22 protein-coding genes and 1 tRNA gene are annotated in these 25,469 nt (G+C 61.0%); 15 read left to right on the top strand and 8 right to left on the bottom strand.

What is annotated here, in order from left to right; all coding sequences use genetic code 11:
• Positions 1–90 precede the first annotated feature (90 nt).
• Both LL253_RS07135 and argJ read right to left on the bottom strand, forming a co-directional pair.
• Positions 91–888: an inositol monophosphatase family protein gene (locus tag LL253_RS07135; RefSeq protein ID WP_228226716.1), complete on the bottom strand. Its 798-nt coding sequence runs from the start codon at positions 886–888 to the stop codon at positions 91–93.
• On the bottom strand, positions 888–2,111 hold the full coding sequence (gene argJ / locus LL253_RS07130) for a bifunctional glutamate N-acetyltransferase/amino-acid acetyltransferase ArgJ (RefSeq protein WP_228226715.1): 1,224 nt from the start codon (positions 2,109–2,111) through the stop codon (positions 888–890). The genes LL253_RS07135 and argJ overlap by 1 nt, the downstream gene beginning before the upstream one ends.
• A gap of 131 nt (positions 2,112–2,242) precedes the next feature.
• Between argJ and LL253_RS07125 the strand changes: the two genes are divergently transcribed.
• The 3 genes from LL253_RS07125 (at position 2,243) to LL253_RS07115 (ending at position 6,633) form a co-directional block, all read left to right on the top strand.
• Positions 2,243–3,304, top strand: coding sequence for a hypothetical protein (locus tag LL253_RS07125; RefSeq protein WP_228226714.1), 1,062 nt, complete (start codon positions 2,243–2,245; stop codon positions 3,302–3,304).
• A gap of 124 nt (positions 3,305–3,428) precedes the next feature.
• Entirely contained in the window at positions 3,429–6,164 is a 2,736-nt protein-coding gene (gene secA, locus LL253_RS07120) for a preprotein translocase subunit SecA (RefSeq protein ID WP_228226713.1), read from the top strand.
• Positions 6,165–6,276: 112 nt separating this feature from the next.
• Positions 6,277–6,633: a PilZ domain-containing protein gene (locus tag LL253_RS07115; protein WP_228226712.1), complete on the top strand. Its 357-nt coding sequence runs from the start codon at positions 6,277–6,279 to the stop codon at positions 6,631–6,633.
• A 158-nt stretch (positions 6,634–6,791) separates the two neighbouring features.
• Here LL253_RS07115 and LL253_RS07110 read toward each other — a convergent pair whose 3' ends face one another.
• Entirely contained in the window at positions 6,792–7,937 is a 1,146-nt protein-coding gene (locus tag LL253_RS07110) for a hypothetical protein (protein WP_228226711.1), read from the bottom strand.
• Between the two features lie 116 nt (positions 7,938–8,053).
• Positions 8,054–8,143 (bottom strand) — tRNA-Ser (locus LL253_RS07105).
• A 131-nt stretch (positions 8,144–8,274) separates the two neighbouring features.
• Between LL253_RS07105 and LL253_RS07100 the strand changes: the two genes are divergently transcribed.
• The 12 genes from LL253_RS07100 to LL253_RS07045 all read left to right on the top strand — a co-directional run bounded on the left by LL253_RS07100 (position 8,275) and on the right by LL253_RS07045 (position 19,715).
• A complete protein-coding gene (locus LL253_RS07100) occupies positions 8,275–9,324 on the top strand; it encodes a lytic murein transglycosylase (protein ID WP_228226710.1) in 1,050 nt (349 codons plus the stop codon).
• On the top strand, positions 9,308–10,234 hold the full coding sequence (locus LL253_RS07095; RefSeq protein WP_228226709.1) for an SPOR domain-containing protein: 927 nt from the start codon (positions 9,308–9,310) through the stop codon (positions 10,232–10,234). Before LL253_RS07100 ends, LL253_RS07095 begins: the two co-directional genes overlap by 17 nt.
• Positions 10,235–10,282: 48 nt before the next feature.
• On the top strand, positions 10,283–11,446 hold the full coding sequence (locus LL253_RS07090; protein ID WP_009821638.1) for a D-alanyl-D-alanine carboxypeptidase family protein: 1,164 nt from the start codon (positions 10,283–10,285) through the stop codon (positions 11,444–11,446).
• Positions 11,443–12,069: a dTMP kinase gene (gene tmk / locus LL253_RS07085; protein ID WP_009821639.1), complete on the top strand. Its 627-nt coding sequence runs from the start codon at positions 11,443–11,445 to the stop codon at positions 12,067–12,069. Before LL253_RS07090 ends, tmk begins: the two co-directional genes overlap by 4 nt.
• The gene (locus tag LL253_RS07080) at positions 12,066–13,034 is read left to right on the top strand and encodes an AAA family ATPase (protein ID WP_228226708.1); all 969 of its coding nucleotides are present in this window, start codon (positions 12,066–12,068) and stop codon (positions 13,032–13,034) included. The genes tmk and LL253_RS07080 overlap by 4 nt, the downstream gene beginning before the upstream one ends.
• A 43-nt stretch (positions 13,035–13,077) precedes the next feature.
• Positions 13,078–14,640, top strand: coding sequence for a methionine--tRNA ligase (metG, locus tag LL253_RS07075; protein ID WP_228226707.1), 1,563 nt, complete (start codon positions 13,078–13,080; stop codon positions 14,638–14,640).
• A gap of 3 nt (positions 14,641–14,643) precedes the next feature.
• Positions 14,644–15,417, top strand: coding sequence for a TatD family hydrolase (locus LL253_RS07070; RefSeq protein ID WP_228226706.1), 774 nt, complete (start codon positions 14,644–14,646; stop codon positions 15,415–15,417).
• A complete protein-coding gene (locus tag LL253_RS07065) occupies positions 15,414–16,205 on the top strand; it encodes an MBL fold metallo-hydrolase (protein WP_009821643.1) in 792 nt (263 codons plus the stop codon). Before LL253_RS07070 ends, LL253_RS07065 begins: the two co-directional genes overlap by 4 nt.
• Complete coding sequence (locus tag LL253_RS07060) at positions 16,205–16,834, top strand: retropepsin-like aspartic protease family protein (RefSeq protein ID WP_228226705.1); 630 nt, start codon at positions 16,205–16,207, stop codon at positions 16,832–16,834. The genes LL253_RS07065 and LL253_RS07060 overlap by 1 nt, the downstream gene beginning before the upstream one ends.
• Positions 16,831–18,126: an MFS transporter gene (locus tag LL253_RS07055; RefSeq protein WP_228226704.1), complete on the top strand. Its 1,296-nt coding sequence runs from the start codon at positions 16,831–16,833 to the stop codon at positions 18,124–18,126. Before LL253_RS07060 ends, LL253_RS07055 begins: the two co-directional genes overlap by 4 nt.
• A gap of 198 nt (positions 18,127–18,324) precedes the next feature.
• Positions 18,325–19,077 (top strand): nucleoside triphosphate pyrophosphohydrolase, encoded by a 753-nt coding sequence (gene mazG / locus LL253_RS07050; RefSeq protein WP_228226703.1) that lies wholly within the window; start codon positions 18,325–18,327, stop codon positions 19,075–19,077.
• 107 nt (positions 19,078–19,184) lie between these two features.
• Complete coding sequence (locus tag LL253_RS07045) at positions 19,185–19,715, top strand: tetratricopeptide repeat protein (RefSeq protein ID WP_009821648.1); 531 nt, start codon at positions 19,185–19,187, stop codon at positions 19,713–19,715.
• Positions 19,716–19,751: 36 nt separating this feature from the next.
• Here LL253_RS07045 and hflX read toward each other — a convergent pair whose 3' ends face one another.
• The 4 genes from hflX to LL253_RS07025 all read right to left on the bottom strand — a co-directional run bounded on the left by hflX (position 19,752) and on the right by LL253_RS07025 (position 25,445).
• Entirely contained in the window at positions 19,752–21,086 is a 1,335-nt protein-coding gene (gene hflX / locus LL253_RS07040) for a GTPase HflX (RefSeq protein WP_228226702.1), read from the bottom strand.
• A gap of 117 nt (positions 21,087–21,203) precedes the next feature.
• Positions 21,204–21,686: an RNA chaperone Hfq gene (gene hfq, locus LL253_RS07035; protein ID WP_009821650.1), complete on the bottom strand. Its 483-nt coding sequence runs from the start codon at positions 21,684–21,686 to the stop codon at positions 21,204–21,206.
• Positions 21,687–21,829: 143 nt separating this feature from the next.
• Positions 21,830–23,200, bottom strand: a complete 1,371-nt coding sequence (gene ntrX / locus LL253_RS07030; protein ID WP_228226701.1) for a nitrogen assimilation response regulator NtrX — start codon at positions 23,198–23,200, stop codon at positions 21,830–21,832.
• Positions 23,190–25,445: a sensor histidine kinase gene (locus LL253_RS07025; RefSeq protein ID WP_228226700.1), complete on the bottom strand. Its 2,256-nt coding sequence runs from the start codon at positions 25,443–25,445 to the stop codon at positions 23,190–23,192. Before LL253_RS07025 ends, ntrX begins: the two co-directional genes overlap by 11 nt.
• Positions 25,446–25,469 lie beyond the last annotated feature (24 nt).

The raw sequence follows: 25,469 nt of genomic DNA, 5'->3' as shown, positions 1-25,469 counted from the left end.
TTCATGGGCGTGGACAGCGAGTGCGACAGTTGCGCGCGGACTGCCAACTGTTCGGCTAGCCGTTGCAGCTGTCGCATTTGCTGTCGTGATTCAGCCGAACAATTGGCGCGCCGCCTGATCCCAGAGGCGGGGGGAGGATGCACCCAGCAGGCCGCGGCGCAGATCGCCTACGACATAGGGCGTGCCGTCCAGCCGCTGGCAGCAGCCGCCCGCTTCATTGACGAACAATGTGCCGGCGGCATGATCCCAAGGCAGGGTGCGCGCGAAAACGGAGACGTCATTCTGGCCAAGCACCAGCCGGGGATATTGTTCGGCGGCGCAGCGGGGAATGTCCACCACGGCAAAGGCACCCTCGGCGCGTCTTTGAATGTCCGCCCGCTCCTCAGCCGTCATGAAATAGACTGCGAGCGCTGCGATCGGCAGGTCACCGCCGCTTTCTTTCGCGCGAACGGCTTGCCCGTCAATATGACTGCCGCCGCCCAGCAGTGCGTGGCATAGCCGACCGGTCAGGGGATCCAGAATCCAACCCGCCAGCGTCGTGCCCGCGTCGGCGAGTGCAACCATGATCCCGAAAGGCGGATTGCCAGCTGCGAAATTGCCGGTGCCGTCGATCGGATCGATGATCCAGTTCAAGCCTTCGCCCGCGCGGTCCAATATGGCGGGATCGGTCGCGCAGGCTTCCTCACCGATGATGCCAGCCTCCGGCAGGATCGCGCTCAATCCTTCGGACAGCCGCAATTCGCTCTCCTTGTCGGCGATGGTGACGAAATCATCCGCCGCCTTTTCGGCGATCTCATCGGCAGCCAAGTTGCGGAAACGTGGCATGACCACGTCGCGGGCAACTTGCCGCATCAGCGCGACGACGGGTTCGTGCAGATCCAAAAGCATCAGCTGCGATAGTCCGCGTTGATGGAGATATAGCCGTGCGTCAGATCGCAGGTCCAGATGGTCGCGCGGCCTTCGCCCAACCCCAGATCGACGCCGATTTCGATCTCCTGCCCTTTCAGATGCGCGGCGACCGGTGCTTCGTCATAGCCCTCGACGGCCAAGCCGTTGGTGGCGACCTGGGTTGCGCCGAAGCGGATGGAAAGCCGGTCCCGATCGGCGGGTTCGCCGGCCTTGCCGATGGCGGCGACCACGCGCCCCCAATTGGCATCCTCGCCCGCAATCGCGGTTTTGACGAGGGGCGAGTTGGCGATCGACAGGCCGATGCGATGGGCGCTGTCGTCACTGGTGGCGCCTTCGACGCGGATTTCGATAAGTTTGGTCGCGCCCTCGCCGTCGCGCACGACAAGGTGCGCCAATTGTCGGCAGAGGTCGGCCAGCGCCGCGGCAAAGGCATCCGCGCCCGGATCGTCCATTGAACGCAGCGGGGGGTGGCCGGCCTTCCCTGTGGCGAAGGCCAGCACCGTGTCGCTGGTCGAGGTGTCGCTGTCGACCGTGATGCAGGAAAATGTGCGTGTGTTCGCGGCCGTCAGCATTTGCTGCAACAGCGCCGGTTCGATGGCGGCGTCGGTGAAGATGTAGCCCAGCATGGTCGCCATGTCCGGCGCGATCATGCCCGATCCCTTGATGATCCCGACCAAAGTCACCCGCCTGTCGCCGATCATTGCGCTGGTGTTCGCGCCCTTTGGATAGGTATCCGTGGTTCCGATGGTGATCGCGGCCTGCTCCCAGCCACACGGCGCTGCTGCGAAGGCGGCTTCAAGACCGGCTTCTGCCTTTTCCACGGGCAGTGGGACACCGATGACGCCCGTCGAGGAAATGAACACGTCCGACGGCAGGCAATCCAGATGATTGGCGACCTTGGCGGCGATCGCTTCCACGGCTGCGCGGCCGCGGCTACCGGTAAAGGCGTTGGCGTTTCCGGCGTTGACCACCAGCGCGCGCGCGGCCCCCAATGGGATGGCGTCGCGGCACCATTCGACTTCCGGCGAGGGGCATTTGCTTTGAGTCGTCACGCCGGCAACCGCCGTACCTGCCTCCAGTTCGACATAGGTCAGGTCAGCGCGCTCCCATGCCTTGTAGCCAGCACGAGCGGTGCGCAGCGTGACCCCGGCAATGGCTGGAAGGGAGGGAAAGGTGGCTGGGGCGAGGGGCGATCTGTCCATGGCGTCGCCATAGAATGCGTACCGACCGAAAGCCAGCCCGTGCCGTCGCTAAATGGCGATGCGACTGCGGACTTGCGTCAACGGCGGCGTCATGCTTGTCCGAGTTGATAGATGATAGGGTCGCACTGGATATGACGCATGTCGGCGGGGGCCGTTTCGCCTTTTATGCCAAGCGCTTTTCGCCGCGCAAGGCAAGTATCAGGCTGCGGGTTCTGGAGCCCCTGGCTGCGCTGCGCGAAGCAGGTCTGGGCGTCGCGCGCTATCCCCTGCTTCGTCGACCGATCGGTTATGACGTCGTCGTCATTTCCAAAGCTTTCGGCCGAGGCGCGATGAAGGTCGCGAAGGCAGCGGCTGCCGCGCGATCCAGCCTGGTATTCGACATTTGCGACAATCGTTTCGCCAATAATCGCTGCAAGAAATCCGCGCGCCATAGCCTGCGCACCAACCATCTGTTGGGCTGCGCGGACCTGGTGACGGTTCCGACAGAGCGGATGGGGCGTCTACTGATCCAGTCGGTCCCTGAAATCAGCGATCGCGTGCGGATCGTCCCGGACATGCTGGACGACATGTCCGGGCATGCGGTGCGGTTGGCGGTAATCGACAGGTGGCGGCTCGGGCAGCTCGACAACTTTCTCGCCCGGCATGGCGATGCGCTGCATTGCGTGTGGTTTGGCAACAATATGCCCGGGATCGCGGGTTTATGCCAATTGCACGATCGGATTGCGGAGCTTGAGCGCTTCGCGACGCGGCATCCCGTGACACTCACGATCATCAGCAACAAGCCTGCCCTATACCGTAGGGCATCGATGCACTGGGGCATTCCGCATCATTATATCCCATGGGCGCTGGCAAGCTTCCCGCATGCCCTGCGCCGCCATCGTGTCGCCGTCATCCCAGTGCCGCAAAATGATTATACCGCGGGCAAATCCATTAACCGGCCGGCGACGGCGATGATGGCAGGGCTCGGCGTCATCGCGGATTCGATCGAATCCTACGAGGAATTGCGGCATTTCATCGTGTTGGACGACTGGCAGGCGGGGCTTGCCCGCTATGCGCTTGACTGGGCAGGCGAACGGGACCGTCTGGCGGCCGGGCAGGCGCACCTCAACGCGCACTATGGGCGGGCGCAGATCGCCCAGCGATGGGCAGAGGTATTGCGCGAGGCTGAAGCGCGTCGAAACATGCAGGGCTGACAGGCATTTAGTATCCCGTAGGCCCACGCCGAATTGACGCGCGCCCGGCCGATGCCTATTTGCCGCTCAATTGTTTGCGGCGTGGCTTGTTGCGCCCTTTTGTCTTTTCGCTCAGGGAGAGCTCATGTTCGGCGCACTCGCCAAATCCATTTTCGGATCGTCCAACGAACGCTATGTCAAGTCGCTGGGCAAGATCGTCGAGCGGATCGCTTCCTTCGAGCCATCAATCGAAGCGCTGAGCGATGAAGATCTGGTCGCGCAAACGGTCCGTTTCCGCGAACGGCTGGCGGCGGGCGAGACGCTGGATGACCTGCTGCCCGAAGCCTTCGCCACCGTGCGCGAAGCGTCGAAGCGCGTTCTTGGCATGCGGCATTTCGATGTGCAGATGGTGGGCGGCATCGTCCTGCATCGCGGCGAGATCGCCGAAATGCGCACGGGCGAGGGCAAGACGCTGGTGGCGACACTGGCCACCTATCTCAATGCGCTGGAGGGCAAGGGCGTCCACGTCGTCACGGTGAACGACTATCTTGCCAGCCGCGACTGCGATTGGATGGGCCAGGTCTATCGCTTCCTTGGGTTGACCACGGGGGTTATCGTGCCCAACCTGTCCGAGGACCAGCGGCGCGCGGCCTATGAGGCCGACATCACCTATGCGACCAATAATGAACTCGGCTTCGATTACCTGCGCGACAACATGAAGTTCGACCGCGGGTCGATGGTCCAGCGCCCGTTCAATTACGCGATCGTCGACGAGGTGGATTCGATCCTGATCGACGAAGCGCGCACGCCGCTTATCATCTCCGGGCCGACGGACGACAAGTCCGAGCTCTATGTAGCGGTCGATGCGATCGTGAAGCAGGTCACGGACGCTGATTATGAAAAGGACGAGAAGCAGCGTAGCGTCACGCTGACCGAAGACGGCACGGAAAAGATCGAGCGGTTGCTGGAGCAGGCCGGGCTGTTGCAGGGCGCCAACCTCTATGATTTCGAAAATACCGCCGTCGTCCATCATGTGAACCAGGCGCTGCGCGCGAACGTCATGTTCCGCCGCGACATCGATTATATCGTCAAGGACGGCAAGGTCGTCATCATCGACGAATTCACCGGTCGCATGATGGATGGGCGCCGCTGGTCCGATGGCCTGCACCAGGCGGTGGAGGCGAAGGAAGGCGTCAATATCGAGCCGGAAAACCAGACGCTCGCTTCCATCACCTTCCAGAATTATTTCCGCATGTATCCCAAGCTTTCGGGCATGACGGGCACCGCTGCGACCGAAGCGACGGAATTTTACGAAATCTACAAGATGAACGTCGTCACCATCCCGACCAATCGGCCGGTACAGCGGATAGATGAAGAAGATACGTTCTACAAGAATCTGGAAGACAAGTTTCGCGGCATCGCCCGGACCATCAAGGTCCATGCCGAAAAGGGTCAGCCCGTGCTGGTCGGCACCGTGTCGATCGAGAAATCGGAAATGCTATCCGAATTCCTTAACCAGGAAGGCGTCAAGCATGCGGTGCTCAACGCCAGATTCCATGAAAGCGAAGCGCATATCGTCGCCCAGGCGGGCCGCAAGGGCGCCGTGACGATTGCGACCAACATGGCGGGTCGTGGCACCGACATCAAGCTGGGCGGCAATCTGGAGATGCGCGTCGAGGACGAACTGCGCGACATGCCAGAAGGTCCAGACCGCGACGCGGCCATCGCCCGGATTGAAGCGGAGATCGAAGTCGAGAAGCAGGAGGTGCTGGATGCCGGCGGCTTGTTCGTGTTGGCGACCGAGCGGCACGAAAGCAGGCGCATCGACAATCAGCTGCGTGGCCGTTCGGGTCGTCAGGGCGACCCCGGCCTGTCGCGCTTCTACCTCAGCCTTGACGATGACCTGATGCGCATCTTCGGCCCGGACACGATGTTCGCCAAGATGATCCGTTCCAACCTGGAGGACGGAGAGGCGCTGCCGCCATCCAAATGGCTCAGCAAGGCGATCGAGACCGCGCAGAAGAAGGTCGAGGCGCGCAATTATGACATCCGCAAGCAGGTCGTCGAATATGACGACGTGATGAACGACCAGCGCAAGGTCATCTACGAACAGCGCAGTGACATCATGGATGCCGATACGGTGGACGATGTCGTCACCGATATGCGGCACGAAACGGTCAACGACCTGGTCGGCGCATCCTGCCCGCCCGGCACCTATCCCGAACAATGGGACATGGAGCGACTGAAGGCCCGCACTGCGGAGATTTTGGGGCTGGAGCCAGACTTTGACGCGTGGCTCGCCGAGGACGCGGTCGATCCCGAAATGATCGAGGAGCGGCTGGTCGCGATGGCGGACGCCGCGGTTGCCGAGAAGGTCAAGGAGATCGACGCGGCCGATTGGCACATGATCGAAAAATCGATCCTGCTCCAAAGTCTCGATCATCATTGGAAGGAGCATCTTTCGACGCTCGACGCGCTGCGTCAGGTCGTCCATTTGCGCGCCTATGCGCAAAAGACGCCGATCAACGAATATAAGCAGGAAGCCTTCGCGCTGTTCGAGCGGATGCTGGAAAATATCCGCGAGGATGTGACCGGGTCGATCGCCCGCGTGCAGTTCCGGATGGAGCAGCCGCCGATGGAGGATTATGCGCTTCCCGTATTGCCGGATTTCATCACGACGCATATCGACCCGTTTTCGGGCGAGGATAATAGCGCCGATATCGATGCTGGGCAGACGGGCAGCATAACGACGACGATCCCGCGCGCGCCTGCGCCGCCGGTGGCGGGCGAAGACTTCACCAATATGGACATCAGCCGCAATGCGCCCTGCCCCTGTGGTTCGGGGCAGAAATACAAGCATTGTCACGGTGCGCTCGCCTGATGTTCTCCACAACGGCGCACATTTGCTGCGCCGTTAACCACGTGGCGTAAGCGTTCATAAAGGATCGAGAGCGAATCTGCGCCTATCCCGGGGGGCGAACCGGGAGAAGAATATGGAACAGGCCGTGTGTCGAGCCCGAGCAGAACGGAGGCGTGAGCAGCGTTTTGCCACCGAAGTGTCGGCTACGCTCAATTGGGAGGGCACGAGCCAGCCCGTCCAGATCCGGAATATTTCCATTTATGGGGCGCTGGTGAGCGGCGCGTGGCTGCCAGTGGTAGGCGAGCGCGTGACATTGATCGCCGATTATCTGGAAGTATGCGGCACGGTAATCTGGAACGGCCCGGATCGGTGCGGCCTGCTTTTGAGTCACGCAGTCGATCCGCAGGCCATCGTCTGCCAAGAGCACAATGAAGTCTCAGACGCGCGGTTGCTCACCTTGCGGGAAATCTTGCCGGGTCATTATGCTTGACCGGTTGGAGATCTGAGAAACCTTAAGGCAATATTGCGATCTGCTGTCTATGACCATAAACAGGCATTTACTTGCCCACACCGATCAGTGACATTCACCCCATAGGCGCGTGGCACTTATCGTCCCCTTCAGATTTGACACCCCGAAGAACGTCGCTTTTAAATTTGTTTTACCGAAGCAGCAGCTCGTTCGAATCCACCTGACTTCAGAAAGTTATGAAAGACTGAAATTGATCGCGGTGATTTCACCAGTGACATCAGATTTGCGACAGCCGAGGAAATATCCCCGCTCCTTAGTCGTTGGTCATATTCAGGGATTAGCGACTTCAACAAGGCCATCTGTCGGGAGTCGGGTTCGGTCAATATACTGGAAACATCATCCGTCCAGCTTTTGGAAAATGGCTGCCAATTTTGCGTCATACTGCCATATTGCTTCGTCATTTTCAGGTCTGGAAATAAGCTATTCAATTTGGCAATAAAGGGGGCGTTGCGCTGCATAATACAGGATTGTACCGCAGGAAGAAGCGCGGCTTGCGTTCCGATCCGGCCTTCCAGATTATTCAACTTTTCAAAAAAATGAATGAGTTGATTTGAGCGAGGCATGAACCGACCATCATCATCTGGCATGAAATCTCGCCTAAACCGCTGCACCAAAATCGTTTGCTCGGTTGAAAGAGAGCTATTTTCCTGTACATCGGAAAGTTTGGGCACAGGGATTTTCGGTACCATTTGAAGATAATGCTCAAAATCAGGCACGACGGATCCATCCACGAGGTTTGATCTGTCGAAAAGTCTAGCCGTCACTGTCGTGCATCGCGGTTCCGCGCGCCACCTGACAAAGGTGGCTGGAGTGTCGCGCCTATATGATGAAGGCGGTAGAAATCGAGAACTCGCCTTCAATGTCTGCTGGATATTGGAAAGATAAAGAGGGACCGGATGGCGTAGGTAAGCCAACACGTGTAATTCGCTCAACCTTTGACCTACGGCTTCCGTCAACTGCGCGATCATGGCATCAGGTGCCACGTTGAACAGTGTCTCGCCGGAAAAAATTACATATTCAGGCTGCCTCCGGGCGACAATTTCCCGGATTTCAGACATGTTCTGAAGCGCTAACCGTTTCTGCTGCTCGTTGTCGCCTCTTGTTTTTCCTGCAAACAGGGTCGTGTAGCATGAATGACCGTTCGTCGGATTGGGCGCGTGGTAGAGAATGCCTTGATCGAGAAGATCATTCGCGGCGACACTCAAGCTAGCCTGAATTGCACTACTACCGCATTTAGCGTCGCCGATATGCAGGATGACTTTCAATTCCGTCCCAATCCAATGTCAAATCAACCAATTCGATATAGGCATTTGCCGTAAAATAATCGACCCAGCCTCATTAGCGCCGGAGCAGTTGTCAACTCCAGTATACTAAGCGAAAATGGCGGACAGGGTGGGATTCGAACCCACGGTGGGCGTGAACCCACGGCGGTTTTCAAGACCGCTGCCTTAAACCACTCGGCCACCTGTCCCTGGCGCGCTTCCTAGCGCGGAATGCGCGGTTGCCAAGCGTAAAAATCATGGTGCTCGGTTCATCGTCTTCTGGCTGCGATGGTTCGATAGGGGGTTTCGCGGCCGCCATGGCCTGTGCAACAACAGCCACATGCGAGATTCTTTGCGCTCAACTCTTTCGGCATTGTGGGTCGCGGTTGCGACCGCTTCGGTCGGCGCTGCAACGCCCGTACCCGCGGTCGCGCAAACCAGTGGCGACTTTCGTTCCTATCTGGAAAGCCTGCGGCCGCAGGCGCGGGCAATGGGGATCAGCGACGCGACGCTCAACGGCGTCTTTTCAGACCTGACGCCCAACCCACGCGTCATTGAACTCGATCAGAACCAACCGGGTGGGGGCGCCTATGCGCCGATCCCGAATTTTCAGCCCTATCGCGTCAAGCATGTCGATGCCGCGCGGATCAGCCGCGGCCGCACCGCCTATCAGGCCAATCGCGCCCGGCTGGCGCGCATCGAAGCGGAAACGGGCGTGCCCGAGGAAATCATGGTCGCCATTTTCGGGCATGAGACCAATTATGGCTCCTACACCGGCGACTTTGATCTGATCCGGTCGCTGGCGACGCTGGCCTGGGAGGGGCGCAGGCGGACGCTGTTCGAACCCGAACTGCTCGCTACGCTCAAAATGCTGGACAATGGCGTGCCGCGCAGCCGACTGGTGGGCAGTTGGGCCGGGGCGACCGGATATCCGCAATTCCTGCCCAGCGTCTATCTGCGGCTGGCCAAGGATGGCGACGGCGACGGCAAGGCCGACATCTGGACCAGCGAGGCCGACGCCCTGGCATCGATCGCCAACTATTTCGTGCAGTCCGGCTGGCGACGTGGCGAACCATGGGGTGTCGCGGTATCCGTGCCATCCGGGCTTAATCGCGGGTCGCTCGCCGCGCGCACCAACCCGCCGCGTTGTCCCCGCGTGTTCAACCGCCACAGCCGCTGGATGACCATGGGTGAGTGGCGGCGGCTCGGACTGGTGCCGGAAAGCGGGCGCTGGCCGGCCGACACGATGATGGCGACCTTGCTGGAACCCGATGGCCCCGGCAAGACTGCCTATTTGTTGACCAGCAACTACCGGGCGATCCTGGATTATAATTGTTCGAATTTTTACGCCTTGTCGGTCGGATTGCTGGCGGATGCGGTCAAGCAATAAGGCGCTGGCGGCCCTGATCGCGGCGGCATTCAGCGCGATGGCCGCCATTGCTGAAGCGCAGCCTGCCGCCATGGTCGAGGATCAACCTGTCCTGCTGGGCGAAGCCTATAATGTGGCGGGTGTGCTTTACCGTCCTGCCGATCCTGCCGCTTATGATGAGGTAGGCTATGCCGCCGCGATGGCGGAGGGCAGCCAGGGCGCGAAGACGGCCAATGGCGAGGCCTTCGCGGCTGACGCGATCACGGCCGCGCACAAGACGCTTCCGCTGCCCAGCTATGTCGAAGTGACGGCGCTGGACAGCGGGCGCACGATCCTGGCGCGCGTGAATGATCGCGGGCCGATGCGCAATGATCGCCTGATTGGCCTGTCTCCAGGCGCGATGGCGCAATTGAGGCTTGCCGGTCCGTCCGCTGCGGTCCGCGTGCGGCGCGTCAATCCACCCGGTCAGGATCAGGTCGCGCTGCGCTCCCACCAGCGCGCAGCCGAACGGTTGGAAAGTCCGCCAGCATTGCTCAAGGTGCTGCGCGAAAAATTACAGCCGTCCCGCTCGCCTATAACCCAATCGGAAAAAGAGGTGCTGGCCTCCAAAGCGGCAGCGTCCGGGAGGCCCGGCGCGACGTTCGACCCCGCGCCCGCTGATCTCAAGCCGGCCGCGCCCCCGGTGACGCCGGCGGCGGCTAAGCCGGAAAAGGCGTCGGGCCGCTACTTTGTACAGGTCGGCGCCTTTTCCTCGCGCGCCAATGCCCAAAGGCTGGCGAAGCGGATCGGCGCGCAGGTGGAACAGGAGGGCGGACTATGGCGCGTGCGCTATGGTCCCTATACCACCCGGCAGGCAGCGCAGGCCGGTGTTCGCGCTGCCGCCGCGCAGGGCTTTGCGAATATGCCCATCATGGCTAAGGACGAGCCATAGCTTCAGGCCGCTTCAAGCGAATCCATCCAGTCGAAGGCAATTGTTCCGATGAAGAAATCCCTCGCAATGCTCCTGGCCGCCGGGTTGGTCGCCCAGCCGGTGATCGCGGCCGCGCCGCCTTACACGACCGAAGCGCCGATCGCCTATATGAAGGACCTGTCGTCGGGCGCGGTGTTGTACGACAAGGGCGGGGAGACGCGTATTCCGCCCGCGTCGATGGCGAAGATGATGACCGCGCATGTCGCCTTTCGCCTGATCCAGAAAGGCGACCTCAAGCTCGACACGAAATTCACCGTGCGGCCCGAAACCTGGCAGCAATGGCATGGCCCGAAAGCGGGATCGACCATGTTCCTGTCCGCAGGCGAGCAGGTGTCGGTCGAAAATCTGCTGCATGGCATCGTCACCCTGTCTGGCAATGACGCCTGCGTCGTGCTGGCAGAGGGTATTGCCGGGACCGAGCAGGCCTTCGTCGCGCTGATGAATGAGGAGGGCAAGCGCCTGGGCCTCAAGAACAGCCATTTCGGCACCAGCAATGGCTGGCCGGACGAAGGCGTGACCTATGTCACGGCCGAGGATCTGGCCACGCTCGCCCAGGCGACGATCGAGGAGACGCCCGATCTTTATAAGCGTTTCTATGCCACCAAGTCCTTCACCTGGGGCCAGACGATGGGCGGTTCGGCGATCGAGCAGGCCAATCGCAATCCCATATTGGGCAAGATCGCGGGCGCCGATGGCCTGAAAACCGGTCATACCGAAGAGGCCGGCTATGGATTCACGGGATCGGCCGAGCAGGATGGTCGCCGACTGGTGATGGTGGTTGCGGGCCTCAACAGCTTCAACGGCCGCATCAAGGAATCTGTCCGCTTCATGGATTGGGGCTTCAAGGCGTGGAAGGCCCAGCCGCTGTTCAAGAAGGGGCAGACCGTCGAAACCGCCGAAGTGCAGTTGGGAAGCGCGACCAGCGTTCCCCTGGTCGCGCCGCAGAATCTGGCGGTCACGCTCCCGCGCACCGCTTCGGCGGACGTGAAGGTCAAGGTCGTCTACACCGGTCCGATCAAGGCGCCGATCGCCAAGGGACAGCAGATCGCACAGCTTATCGTCCAGACCCATGATACCGCGCCGCAGGTCATGCCGCTGGTCGCGGGCGAGGACGTTGCCGAGGCAGGCGTTTTCGGTCGGCTCTGGAACGGCCTGAAGTCGCTGTTCGGGTGACGACCGGCCGGTTTATCTCGCTGGAAGGCGGGGAGGGTGCGGGCAAGTCGACGCAACTGCGTGCGCTGGCCCGGACCTTGCGAGAGCGAGGACTTGATGTGCTCGAAACCCGCGAGCCGGGCGGCAGCGACGGGGCGGAGGCCATCCGCACCTTGTTGCTGACCGGTGGCGCGGACCGATGGAGCCCGCGCGCCGAAGCGTTGCTGTTCGCGGCGGCGCGGGCGGATCATATCGAAAAGACGATCCGCCCGGCACTCGCGCGCGGCGCGTGGGTATTATCCGATCGCTTCTTGGATTCAAGTCGCGCCTATCAGGGGCAGGGGGAGTTGAGCGACAGCGACATAGTGGCGCTGCATCGCATCGGCAGCGCCGATTTTCTGCCGGACCGCACATTGGTGCTGACCCTGCCCGACGCCGTGGCGGCCGATCGCGCGAGGGCGCGCGATGGCGATCATGTCGATCGGATCGGCGGTCGCGACAGCCGCTTTCATCATGCCGTTGCGGATGCCTTTGCGCGCTTTGCCGCCCAGGAGAGCGAGCGGGTCCGCGCTATCGACGCCAGCGGCACGACGGAGGCGGTGACGCAGCGTCTGGTAGACGCTCTGGCCGACCTGCTACCGTGATTCTGCCCATCGGCCATGAAGCGCAGGCGCGCATGCTGTTGGCGCAGGCCCAAAGCGGACGAATGCACCATGGCTGGATTTTCGCCGGCCCCAAAGGCATCGGCAAGGGGAGCTTCGCGCGCGCTCTGGCGCTGCGGCTGCTTGCGGGCGCGGTTGGCCCTGCTATCGAAGGTGACGGGCTGGCGGTGCCGGAGGATCACCCGATCCGCCGGCTGATCGAAGCGACGGCGCATCCCGATTATGCCGAGTTGTCCCCGATCGAAAAGGATGGCGTCACCGCCCGGAACATCAGCGTCGATCAGGTCCGGGGGCTGCAACGGTTGATCCAGTCGGCACCGTCGCTGTCGCCGCGACGGATCGTGGTTGTCGACAGCGCTGACGACCTGGAGCGCGGGGCGGCCAATGCGTTGCTCAAGACGCTGGAGGAGCCCCCTTCGGACATGCTTTTCCTGTTGGTCAGCCATGCGCCGGGGCGCTTGCTGCCGACGATCCGGTCGCGCTGCCGGACCTTGCGGTTCGACGCGCTGAACGATGCGGCGATGCGACGGGCGCTGATCGAAGCGCAGCCGGGCCTGTCTGACGTTGAAATGACGGCCCTGGTCCACGCTGGCGAAGGGTCGCCAGGTCAGGCGATGCGCTTTGCTGGCCTCAATCTTGCTGAAATCGAAACGGCGCTCGGTGAGCTTGCGACCGGGGCAGACGAAGGCAACAGCAAGAGGCTGGCGCTGGTCAAGGCGCTTTCGGCCAAATCGGCCAAAGCGCGCTATGAAGCCTTTCTGGAGCGCGCGCCTGCCTTCATCGCGCAGGCTGCGCGCCAGCGGCAGGGACCGGCCCTGGGGGAAGCGCTCGATCTTTGGGAGCAGGCGCGGCACCTGGCCGGGGGCGCGGTGATCCTGTCTCTCGATCCCGCCGCCGTGGTGTTCGAACTGGCCGGTCATGTCGCGGCGCTCGCGCCCCGGCGCTGAAAAGCGGCTTTGCGCGGGCGCGATCAGCGGTTAGGGAAGCGCCATGTCGAAACCCTTCACCATTACCACCGCCATTTCCTATCCCAATGGCCGCCCGCATATCGGCCATGCCTATGAAGTGATCGCCACCGACGCGATCGCGCGGTTCCAGCGGATGATGGGACGCGATGTCTTCTTTCAGACCGGCACGGATGAGCATGGGCTGAAAATGGCGCAGACGGCGCGCGCGCGAGGCATTGAACCGCGTGCGCTCGCTGATGAAATGGCGGGCTATTTCAAGGTGATGAACGGGGCGCTGAATATCAGCCATGATCGGTTTATCCGCACGAGCGAACCCGATCATCATCGCGCCAGCCAGGCGATCTGGCGAGCGATGGAGGCGAATGGCGACCTGTATCTTGGACGTTACGAAGGCTGGTATTCGGTTCGGGACGAAGCCTTTTACGATGAGAAGGAATTGATCAAGGGGGAGGGTGGCGCGAAGCTGTCGCCGCAGAACACCCCGGTCGAATGGACCGTCGAGGAAAGCTGGTTCTTCCGCCTGTCCGCTTATCAGGACAAGCTGTTGGCGCTGTACGAAAGCCAGCCCGATTTCATCCAGCCCGAAAGCCGCCGCAACGAGATCATGCGCTTTGTCGAAGGCGGGCTGTCCGACCTCAGCATTTCGCGCACCAGTTTCGATTGGGGCGTGCGCGTGCCCGATGCCGACGGGCATGTCATGTATGTCTGGGTCGACGCACTGACCAATTATCTGACTGGCTGCGGTTATCCCGACGACGCCGAACGGATGGCGCGCTATTGGGCCGAAGGCGGCGATATCACCCATGTCATCGGCAAGGATATCGTGCGTTTTCATGCCGTTTATTGGCCAGCTTTCCTTATGAGCGCGAAGCTGCCCTTGCCGAAGCAGATATTCGGCCATGGCTTCCTCCTCAATCGTGGAGAGAAGATGTCGAAGTCGCTCGGCAATGTCGCAGATCCCATGGAATTGGCGGACCGGTTCGGCGTGGACCAGCTTCGCTATTTCCTGCTTTCAGAAGTGACGTTCGGCAATGATGGCAGCTATAGCGCGGAGGCGATCATTGCCCGGTCCAACAGCGATCTGGCCAACAGCTTCGGCAATCTGGCGCAGCGCACGTTGAGCTTCATCGCGAAAAATCTGGACGGGCGCTTGCCTGAACCAGCGGCTATGGAGGTGGATAGCGCGCTGTTGAGCGGTATTGCCGATGCCTGCCGGATATTCCAGGATGCGATGAACGATCTGGCGCCTTCGGTGGCGATCGAAGCGTGGATGCGCGCCGTTTTTGCCTGCAACGCCTATATCGACGCCCAGGCGCCATGGGCGTTGCGCAAGACCGATCCGGCCCGGATGGAGGCGGTGCTTGCCACCCTTTATGAGGCCATCGCAAGCCTTGCCGTGATGATTCAGCCAGTCATTCCTGCAAGCGCGGCCGCTTTGCTGGACCAGATGGGCATTGACGCCGATACGCGCGGCTATGAGCTGATCGGCTCCGATTTCTATGCCGCGCTGCGCGCCTCAGGCTTCGCATTAAGCCCGCCCAAGCCGCTGTTCCCGCGCCTTGAGCTTGTAGAAACGGAGGGCTGAGCGGTGCTGATCGACAGCCATTGTCATCTCAATTACAAGGGCTTGATAGAGGATCAGAAGAATGTGCTGGAACGTTCGCGGGCGGCCGGCGTGGACCTGATGCTCAACATCGCGACCCGCGAGAGCGAATGGGACGCGGTTTTGGGCACGGCGGTGCGCGAACCCGACGTTTGGGCGACGGTCGGCATTCACCCGCATGAAGCCGATGAACATTCCCATGTCGACACCGCCAAGCTGGTGGCGCGCGCTTCGCACCCGCGCGTGGTAGGCATTGGGGAAACGGGACTCGATTATTATTATGACCATAGCGACCGGGAGCGGCAGCAACATAGTTTCCGCGCGCACATTGCCGCCTGTCGCGAGACCGGCCTGCCGTTGATCGTTCATACCCGTGACGCTGAAGACGATACGATCCGCATCATGCGGGACGAAATGGAGCAGGGTCCTTATAGCGGCGTCATCCACTGTTTCACGGCGAGCGGGGCCTTTGCCGACGCCGCGATGGCATTGGGCTTCTATATCAGCATATCGGGTATCGTGACGTTCAAGAGCGCCAGGGATTTGCAGGAAACGGCGGCGCGATTGCCGCTCAACCGATTGCTGGTGGAAACCGACTCGCCCTTTCTTGCTCCGGTGCCACATCGGGGAAAGCCGTGCGAGCCGGCCTATGTGGCTGACACTGCCCGCTTTCTGGCGGCGTTGCGAGGCGAGAGCGTGGAGCAACTGGCGGCGGCGACGTCCGCCAATTTTCGCACGCTCTTCTCGAAGGTGGCATGAGCCTGAAGCTGACCATGCTGGGTAGCGGCACCTCTTCAGGCGTGCCGCGTATCGGCAATGACTGGGGCATTTGTGACCCCAGCGAGCCGAAAAACCGGCGCACTCGGGTATCCATCCTGGTGGAAAGCGCGACGACGCGCATTCTGGTGGACACATCGCCTGACATGCGGGCGCAATTGCTGAGCGCGGATGTCGCGCATATCGACGCGATCCTGTGGACGCATGATCATGCCGATCATTGCCACGGGCTGGACGATGTGCGGCAGCTTTATCATCATCGTGGAACGCCGGTGCCCGGCTATGCCCGCGCGCAGACGCTGAAATTACTGAAGCAGCGGTTCGCCTATGCGTTCGAGGGGCGGCAAGGCTATCACCCGACCATCGCCGCGTGCCCGCTGCATGATTCATTGCAGATCGGCGACATCGACATCTCCTGCGTCGATCAGCCCCATGGTGCTATCTATTCAACCGGCTTTCGGTTCAGTCATGATGGAAAGTCCATCGGCTATGCGACGGATTTTCATGTCATAACACCCGAAATGCTGGCTTTATATGATCAAGTGGACATCTGGGTTGTGGATGCGCTGCGCGAAAAGCCGCATCCTACCCACCCGCACCTGGCCATGACGCTGGAAGGCATCGCGGCGGCGCGGCCGGGACGGGCGATCCTGACGCATATGGACCAAAGCATGGACTATGCCACGCTTTGCCATACACTGCCCCGGGGCGTGGAACCCGGTTACGACGGGCTGGTGGCAGATTTGGGCAAAAATGTGCGGGAGAACTGATGGACGGGACGGGTCAGGCGGCTTCGAGCATCTGGTATCTGCTGGCGCTGGTGCTCGTCGGCTCGGCGCTGGTTGGACGGCGGCTCGCGTGGAGCAGCTTGTGGCGCATGGCGTTGCTGTGGGTCGCAATCTTTGCGGCATTGCTCGGCCTGTTCAAATTTGCGCAGGATAGCGGGTATCTCACCGGCCGCTGGGCGGAGGAGGGGGGGGTAGCTACTCCAGCCGATGCGCCTGCCGCCATGCCGCAGGCGCTGACGGAGGGCCAGAGACTGCGGATCCCGGTTGCGCCAGACGGGCATTATTGGGTCGAAGGCCGGATAAACGGCGCGCCGGCGCGCTTTCTTATCGACAGTGGCGCGACCATCACGGCCTTATCGGAATCCAGTGCCCAGGCGTCCGGGCTGAATTATGATTTAGGCGCGCCGGGTGTTATCATGACGACCGCCAATGGTCGGGTGGAGGCGCGGCGATCCAATGTCGCGACCCTCGCCATCGGGCCGATCCGCGCGAGCGATCTGCCAGTCGTGGTCTCGCCCGCATTTGGTGATGTCAATGTCATCGGGATGAACATGCTTTCGCGCCTCAAAAGTTGGGGTGTGCAGGATGGCGAAATGGTGCTGACGCCATGACGGAGAGCCATGCAGCACCCAGTCAGCGCCAGAGGCTGAAGGCGATTATCGGCGGATCCACCGGGAATCTGGTCGAATGGTATGATTGGTATGCCTATTCCGCCTTCACGCTCTATTTCGCGCCGCATTTCTTCCCCAGTGAGGATCGCACGGCGCAATTGCTGAGTGCGGCGGGCATTTTCGCGGTCGGATTTCTGATGCGGCCGATCGGCGCCTGGCTGATGGGCGTCTATGCCGACCGCCATGGCCGCAAAAGCGGCTTGACCTTGTCCGTGGCGCTGATGTGCGCCGGGTCTCTGCTGATCGGCGTGACGCCAGGTTATGAGACGATCGGCGTTGCCGCGCCGATTCTGCTGGTGCTTGCCCGGTTGATGCAGGGGCTTTCGATCGGTGGCGAATATGGCGCAAGCGCGACCTATCTATCGGAAATGGCCGGTCGAAATCGCCGGGGTTTCTTTTCCAGCTTCCAATATGTGACGTTGATTGCCGGGCAGCTGGTGGCGATTTGCGTGCTGCTGATCCTACAGGCCAGCCTGACGGTGGAGCAACTCGATTCCTGGGGCTGGCGGATACCCTTTTTCATCGGTGGCGCACTGGCGATTATCGTCTTCTGGCTGCGACGGGGCCTGTCGGAAACGCAAAGCTTTGCCAATGCCAAGGCCGAGGGCGCGCCCAAGTCTGGCTTCGTCGAATTGATCACACGCCATCCGCGCGAGACGATGACGGTGATGATGCTAACGGCTGGCGGGACGATCGCCTTCTATGCCTACAGCATCTACATGCAGAAATTTCTGGTGAACACCAGCGGCCTGACCCGCGAGGCCGCGTCTCAGATCAATGCAGTGACGTTGTTCCTGTTCATGTTGCTTCAGCCGTTCGCGGGGGCAGTGTCGGACCGCATCGGTCGCAAGCCGCTGATGATCAGCTTTGGCGTGCTTGGTGTGATATGCACCTATCCGATTTTTTCCACGCTTGCGCAAACGACCGATCCGATGGTTGCCGGATTGCTGGTCATGGCGGGGCTGCTGATCGTTACCGGCTATACGTCGATCAACGCTGTGGTGAAGGCTGAGCTTTTTCCCGCGCATATCCGCGCGCTGGGGGTGGCGCTGCCTTATGCCTTGGCCAATACGCTGTTCGGCGGCACGGCCGAATTCGTCGCCTTGTGGTTCAAACAGGCTGGCATGGAGGAAGCATTCTACATCTATGTCAGCATCATGATCGCCATATCGCTGGCCGTCTATGTGTGCATGCGCGACACGGCAAAGCACAGCCAAATATTAGAGGATTAATGCGTATGCGGACGCCGAAAGGGACAGCTCGACACACGCATCCCTCGCTATGAAACTTTACATAATATATATTATCGAACACGAATATCATCTGGCGGCTGGAGTGAACCTCACCTATCTGCGCCGATCGACGACACTGAACATGATGCGGGACGTTGTATGACACGACCAAGCCAAAGCCCAAGTCCAGCCGATATCATGCCGCTGACCACCGTCATGGCACGGCTGCGCGATCCCGAAGTCGGCTGTCCTTGGGACATCGCTCAGGATTTTGCCTCGATCGCCCCCTATACGATCGAAGAAGCCTATGAGGTGGTAGATGCGATCGAGCGCAACGACATGGCGGCATTGCGCGATGAACTGGGTGACCTGTTGCTTCAGGTGGCGTTCCACAGCCGCATGGCCGAGCAAGCTGGCCATTTTTCCATGCAGGATGTCATCGACGGAATAACCCGCAAGATGATCCGCCGGCATCCGCACGTCTTTGGTGACGGCGTCAGGCGCGAGGATGGCCATGCGCAATGGGAGGCGATCAAGGCGGCCGAACGCGCGGAAAAGGAGCCCGATCCCAGCGCCCTATCGGGTGTGGCAACCGCCCTGCCCGCACTGTCGCGCGCGGAAAAGCTCCAGAAACGCGCGGCGCGCACGGGGTTCGATTGGCCAGACACGGACGGCGTGGTCGCAAAGATCGAGGAGGAACTGAAGGAAGTTGCCGCAGCGCGGACTAGTGCCGAGTATGAGGAAGAAGTTGGCGACCTGCTGTTCGCCGTCGTGAATTTGGCGCGTCACCTGAAGGTCGATCCTGAAACGGCGCTGCGCCGCGCCAATAGCAAGTTCGAGCGCCGTTTCCGGACAATGGAAGCAGAAGGCGGATTGTCTTTTGCAGCCATGCCGCTTGAAGACAAGGAAGCGCTTTGGCAAAGCGCCAAATCACAGGAGCGCACGGATTAACCATTGTAAGTTGCAACGGATATTGACGAGCGCCCATGGCAGGCATATCTTAGCTATTCAGATCAAAGGAGAATGCTATGCGCTTACGACTCCTTCTGCCGCTTTGTATGGCTGTTTCCGTTCCTGCCTTCGCGCAAGGAGGACATGCCGTCACCGGCATCACTGGCATCAATTTCAACGCCGGTTATGACTTTGGAACCTTGTCTTCCGGTAGCACGGCATATTCTGCCAGTGGCGCGTTCAGGGGCCCCCCCGACCGTCCGCCCGTAAACGCTATGCAATATGCCCGTGAACTGGTCGTGCAGGGAAAATATGCCGAGGCCGACCCGGTGTTAAATCGGCTTATGGGGCGAACCCCGAGCAAGGACGTCCGCTTTTTACTCGGCGTGACCAAGCTGGGCCTGGGTGACGCTGACGCCGCACGCCGATATTTCGAGCGGAGCGTGCATCGCGGTTTCCATTATCATCCAGGATCCATGAGTGGTCTGGCGCTCGCGGAAATCAAGCTGGGAAATGTCGATGCGGCGAACAATATCTTGGCCCGGTTGCGCAAACAGCGTGAGGCGTGTGACAATCGTTGCGAGCGCGCCCCTGCCCTCAACGCGGCGATAAATGTCGTCGAAAAAAATCTGACGTAAGAGCTGGAGGGTGGATGGTCTTCGCCCTCTTTTATTTCACGCAAAGTCAGATTTGGTAAAGCGCGCGAAAGATGCGTCCGACAGCCGTACTTCGACATTCGTCATGTCATCGCCTGTTTCGGAACGCAATACTTCGCCATGCTCGTGCAGCCAGGCCAATGATGCGCCGTCCGCAACGGGAATGCTGAAGGTGTAAACTTTCGCTCCGCGGGTCATGTGATCGCTGATCATCCGTTGGAGTTGATCCATCCCCTCGCCTGTCAGCGCTGACAGGATCACGACATCCTCTCGCCGCGCAGCCTGCTCCCGGACCAAGGACATGCTATCCGCATCCAGCAGGTCGAGCTTGTTCCACGCCTCGATGATCGGCGGCGGCTCCGAGGTCCCCTCCCCGCGTTCCAGTGCCGCTTCACCGGTCACGCCGAGTTCTCCAAGTACGTCCAGCACGTCGTCGCGCTGGGCTTCGCTGTCGGGATGGGCAATATCGCGGACATGGACGATAAGATCAGCGGACAGCACTTCCTCCAGCGTTGCGCGGAACGCGGCGATCAGTTGCGTCGGCAGGTCCGACACAAATCCCACGGTGTCGGACAGGATCGCCTTGTCGAGGCCGGGTAACGCAATCTGGCGCATCGTTGGATCGAGCGTGGCAAACAGTAAATCTTCCGCCATGACCTCAGCCCCGGTCAAGCGGTTGAAAAGCGTCGACTTTCCAGCGTTGGTATAGCCGACCAGAGCAATCACCGGCCAAGGCGCGCGCTGGCGGCGGGCCCGGTGAAGGCCGCGTGTGCGCGTCACCTGATCCAGCTCGCGCCGGATCTTGGCCATGCGATCGCGGATCATGCGGCGGTCCGCCTCGATCTGGGTTTCGCCCGGACCGCCCAGGAAGCCAAAGCCGCCACGCTGCCGTTCAAGGTGAGTCCAACTGCGCACAAGGCGCCCCGCCTGATAGTCGAGATGGGCGAGTTCGACCTGCAATCGACCTTCGTTGGTGGCGGCGCGTTCACCGAAGATTTCAAGGATCAGACCGGTTCGGTCGATAACCTTGGCTTCACATGCCTTTTCCAAATTGCTTTGCTGAACCGGCGACAGACTATTGTCGACGATGATCAATTCGGCCTCTTCCTGGCGCGCTAGCGTCGCGATCTGGTCTACCTGCCCGCTGCCGAACAGGGTTGCCGGCTTGAGGTCGCGCACGCGAAATGCCTGCGCGGCGCGCACGTCAATGCCAATGGCGAGCGCTAGCCCTCGCGCTTCTTCCAGCCGGGCATCGCTGTCCCTACGTTCTAGCCCACGAGTTTCCGCGTGAACGACCACCGCCCGCGCGCCGCGTGAAACTTCATCCTGTGATTCGCGATTGAACACGGCCATGAATATTTCAACGCCTCAAAATGCGACATGCTCCCGTCGGGTGGCGAACAGCCTGATGGGCTGAAACGCCGGCCGAGCGGGAGCATTATCGAAGGAATGAAAGGAACGCCGCAGCGATCAGTCGTCCTGTTCGTTTTCGCCCGTCAAGTCGAGCGCATGAAGAGGCTGAACCGTGGAAATGGCATGTTTGTAGACTAGCTGCACCATGCCGTCGCGCTCCAGCAACATGCAGAACAGGTCGAACGCCGCGATCTCGCCCTGGAGCATGACGCCGTTGACCAGGAACATTGTGACCGGGCTGCCGGATTTGCGAACGGCCGACAGGAAGATTTCCTGCAACAGCTTCGACTTGCCATTCCCATCGCTCGACTTGCGTAGGTCGGTTAGGTCCATCGGCTGGGCCGGCATGACGGTTGAGATGGCGTGCTTGTATACCAGTTGCGACTGCCCATCACGGCGGAGCAGCACGGAGAAATTGTCGAACCAGGTGATGATGCCTTGCAGCTTTACGCCCTTGACCAGGAACATGGTCACCGGGGTCTTGCTCTTGCGCAGGCTGTTCAGGAAGATATCCTGAAGATTGTTCACTTTGTCGGCCATGGTCGTCGCCAGTCCTATATTCTTGGCGGGACGTTACCCGCTCTTCGCGCCCTTAAGCAGGGCGTCTTGCTTGTCTCCGCGTACCGGAAGCGGTGTATTTCTACCGCAATTGCGAAGAGCCGTCCACAGGCAATGGCAAATCGCTAATCCTTGTCTTCGGTGATGCCCAACAGCTTCAATTTCCGATGGAGGGCCGAGCGCTCCATGCCGATGAAGGTCGCCGTTCGCGAAATATTGCCGGAAAAGCGGCGGATTTGAATACGCAGATATTCGCGTTCGAAGCTCTCGCGCGCTTCGCGGAGCGGCGCGCCCATGATCGCCGATTGTCCAATCCCCTCCCCGCCGCTGTCGCTGGTCAATTCGGACGGCAGCATATCCAGCTCGATACGCCCGATCCGGTCACCCGGCGTCAGAATCATCGTGCGTTCGATCACGTTGCGCAGCTGACGGACGTTGCCGGGCCATTCATTGGCCTGCAAAGCCGCCATGGCGTCACTGGCGATTTCGGGCGGGGGAACCCGGCGATCGACGGCAAAGCGGGCGAGATAATGTTCAACCAGCGGCGGAATGTCGTCGCGACGCTCCGACAATGGCGGGATTGCCAATGGAACGACGTTGAGGCGGTAAAACAAATCTTCGCGGAACCGCCTTTCCTCGATCTCGCTTGCCAAGTTGAGCGCCGTTGAGGAAATGACGCGCACATCAACCTTCACCTGCCGCTGGCCGCCCACGCGCGTAAAGCTTTGATCGGTCAATACACGCAGGATCTTGCCCTGCGTGGTGAGCGGCATATCCGCGATCTCGTCGAGATAGAGCGTGCCGCCATGCGCCTGTTCCAGAAATCCAGGGCGCACGAGCCCACTCGCGTCCTCGATGCCGAACAATTCTTCCTCGACCCGGTCCGGGTCCATGCGCGCGGCAGCGACGATAATGAAGGGCGAGTCGGCCCGCCCGCTCCAGCTGTGCAGCATGCGGGCGGCGACTTCCTTGCCGACACCGGCGGGCCCAGAGATCAGCACGCGGCTGCCCGTGCCGGCGACCTTCTTGATGGTTGCGCGGACGCCGTTGATCGCGGCGGAAGTGCCGGTCAGTTCGTCATCCTGACCAAAGCGCGCGCGCAACACCTGATTTTCCCTACGGAGGCGCTCTGTTTCTGTGGCGCGCGCGACCAGGTGAAGCAGGCGATCGGCCTCGAACGGTTTTTCGATAAAGTCGGCCGCGCCCTTGCGGATGGCGGCAACGGCGGTGTCGATATTGCCATGGCCCGAGATCATTAATACTGGAACGGTCGGATCCCGGCGCTTGATCTCGTCCAGCAGTTCCAGTCCGTCCATGCGTGATCCCTGGAGCCAGACGTCGAGCAGCACCAGCGATGGACGACGCGAATCCAGTGCGTCAATCGCGCTGTCGCTGTTGGCAGCCGTGCGCGTGGTAAAGCCTTCATCTTCCAGCACACCCGCGACGAGGTCGCGAATATCCTCTTCATCGTCGACAATCAGAATATCAAGCGCCATGGGCCGTCACTTTTCCTTTTGGCAGCGCCACCGGCTGCCCTTCTTCCAGTTTTTCCAGTGCCATCGCGGCAAATCGCAGAGTTACGCGTGCGCCGCCGCCTTGGGCATCGTCAAAGCGGATTTCGCCAAGATGTTCTTCGACAATCTTCTTGACGATGGCGAGACCCAGGCCGGTGCCTTTGGTCCGCGTCGTCATATAGGGTTCAAGGATGCGATCCCGCTCGGGCGGCAGGCCAATGCCATCGTCCCGCACCGTGATAACGATATCCTCACCATCCCGAGCGAGCGTCATGCGAACATGGCCGCGCGGGCCACCTGCATCAGGTTCGGCCTTAGGCTCAATGGCTTCGACAGCGTTTTTGACGATATTCGTCAATGCCTGCCCGAGCTGGCGCCGGTCACATACCAGCTCCAGGTCGCTTTCGTGCGCGACATATTCGAACTGAATGTCAGGATGGGCGACTTCGTGCAGGAACAGGGCGTGGCGAGCGATGTCGCCAATCGCCTCGCGGCGGAAAACTGGCTTCGGCATCCGCGCGAAGGAAGAAAATTCGTCGACGATCCGACGCAGGTCACCGACCTGGCGCACGATGGTCCCGGTCAATCGGCTGAATGTCGCCTTGTCGCTGGTCACTTCCTCAGCATAGCGCCTCTGAAGACGCTCGGCCGCCAGCTGGATCGGCGTCAACGGGTTCTTGATCTCGTGTGCAATACGCCGGGCGACGTCCGACCAAGCCGCGCGGCGTTGGTCCGATAGTTGCTGGGTAATGTCATCGAAGGTGAGAATATGGCGCGATGCGTCGGCGGCGAGCTTCACCGCCAGGGTCCGCAAGTCGCCATGAGCCCGCACCTGAACGATGCCGGCATCCTCGCCTGATGTGACGAAATCAGCAAGTTCTGGAGAAATTTCCGCGAGACTCCGGCCGACTGGGTCATCATCCTCTCCCACAAGGATAGCTGCCGCTGAACTGTTCAGGAGCAGGATGACACCTTCCAGATCGACGGACAAAACCCCTGCGGTGACGCCTGACAGGATGGCCTCAATAAAGGCGCGGCGCTCGTCCAGCTGACTGTTGGCAGCCACCAGCGCGCCGGTTTGTGCTTCGAGGCGCTGCGTCATGCGGTTAAAGGCGGATGCCAGAGTGCCGATTTCATCGCGGCTGAGCGGGCTGGTGACGCGCGCCGACAGGTCGCCCGCGGTGATGCGCCGGGCCGCGGTCACCAGTTCGTTGACCGGGCGGACCATCCAGTCCGCCACCGCCAGGGCGATATAGACAGCGATCCCGACGAGCAACAACGAACCTACGAACAGCGCGACGTTGAAGCGCAGTTGCAGCGCGCGCGATTGCGCCGCGAAAAGATCATAGTCGGCAATCACCTTTTGCGCCCGTTCCACATTGGAGAAGGACGATGTGCCCGCGTTGCGCGTGGCGTAGAGATAGACCTTGCTGTCGGGATAGAGCAGGGTCACTGCCTCGACCTGGTTCGGGCGCGCCTGGACCACGATATCTTCGCCCGCCGCCAGGCGACGCACGACGTTTGGCGGCAGCATCTCGGCAACCGGGCGATTTTCCGGATCGACCGTCGCGGCGGTACGGGCGATCCCGTCCTTCCCCACCTCGATAATGGCCGATCGGTTCAGCTTTCGCGTGACGACCTGATAGATATAGCCCTCGGCGAAACGCGGGCTGGAAACGTCGGTCTGGCTCAGATAATCGCGAAGATCACCCGCCATGGTCAGCGTTTCGTCGCGAACCTCGCGCAAATTTTGCTCATAATAGCCGCGCGCCAGATCGCTTGCATTTTGCAGCATGCCGCGCGCGCTGTCGGAAAACCAGAATTGCACGCCATATTGGAACAGCAGGGATGCGAAGATCACCACCAGCAGCATCGGGACGCTCGCGACGATCGAAAAGATCGCGACCAGCCGCACGTGCAATTGCCCGTCGCTGCCGATCGCCGACGCGCTAGCGCGCCGCTTGGCAACGCGGCGGCCCAGCAGAACAAGCAGGGCGATTGCAGGAACCAGATTGGCAACCAGCAACAGCGCGACGATCGGCGGTGTCAGCAATGTATAGGATTGGCCGCTGCCGGACAGCAGATGGTAGGTCAGCCCCGCCATGCCGAGGAACAGCGCGAGCGTAATCCCTTCCACCAACGCAGCGAGCCGCCCGCCGCGGAGGAACGCTGGCATCAGCCTCCGCCATGCAGCGGCCCGCCTGGGGAGGATATTCGCGCCGATCATAGTGGCTTTGTTACAACAAGCCCG

The sequence above is a fragment of the Sphingobium soli genome, assembly GCF_020782245.1.
Lineage (GTDB): Bacteria > Pseudomonadota > Alphaproteobacteria > Sphingomonadales > Sphingomonadaceae > Sphingobium > Sphingobium soli.
This window is presented reverse-complemented; position numbering and strand designations above follow the sequence as displayed.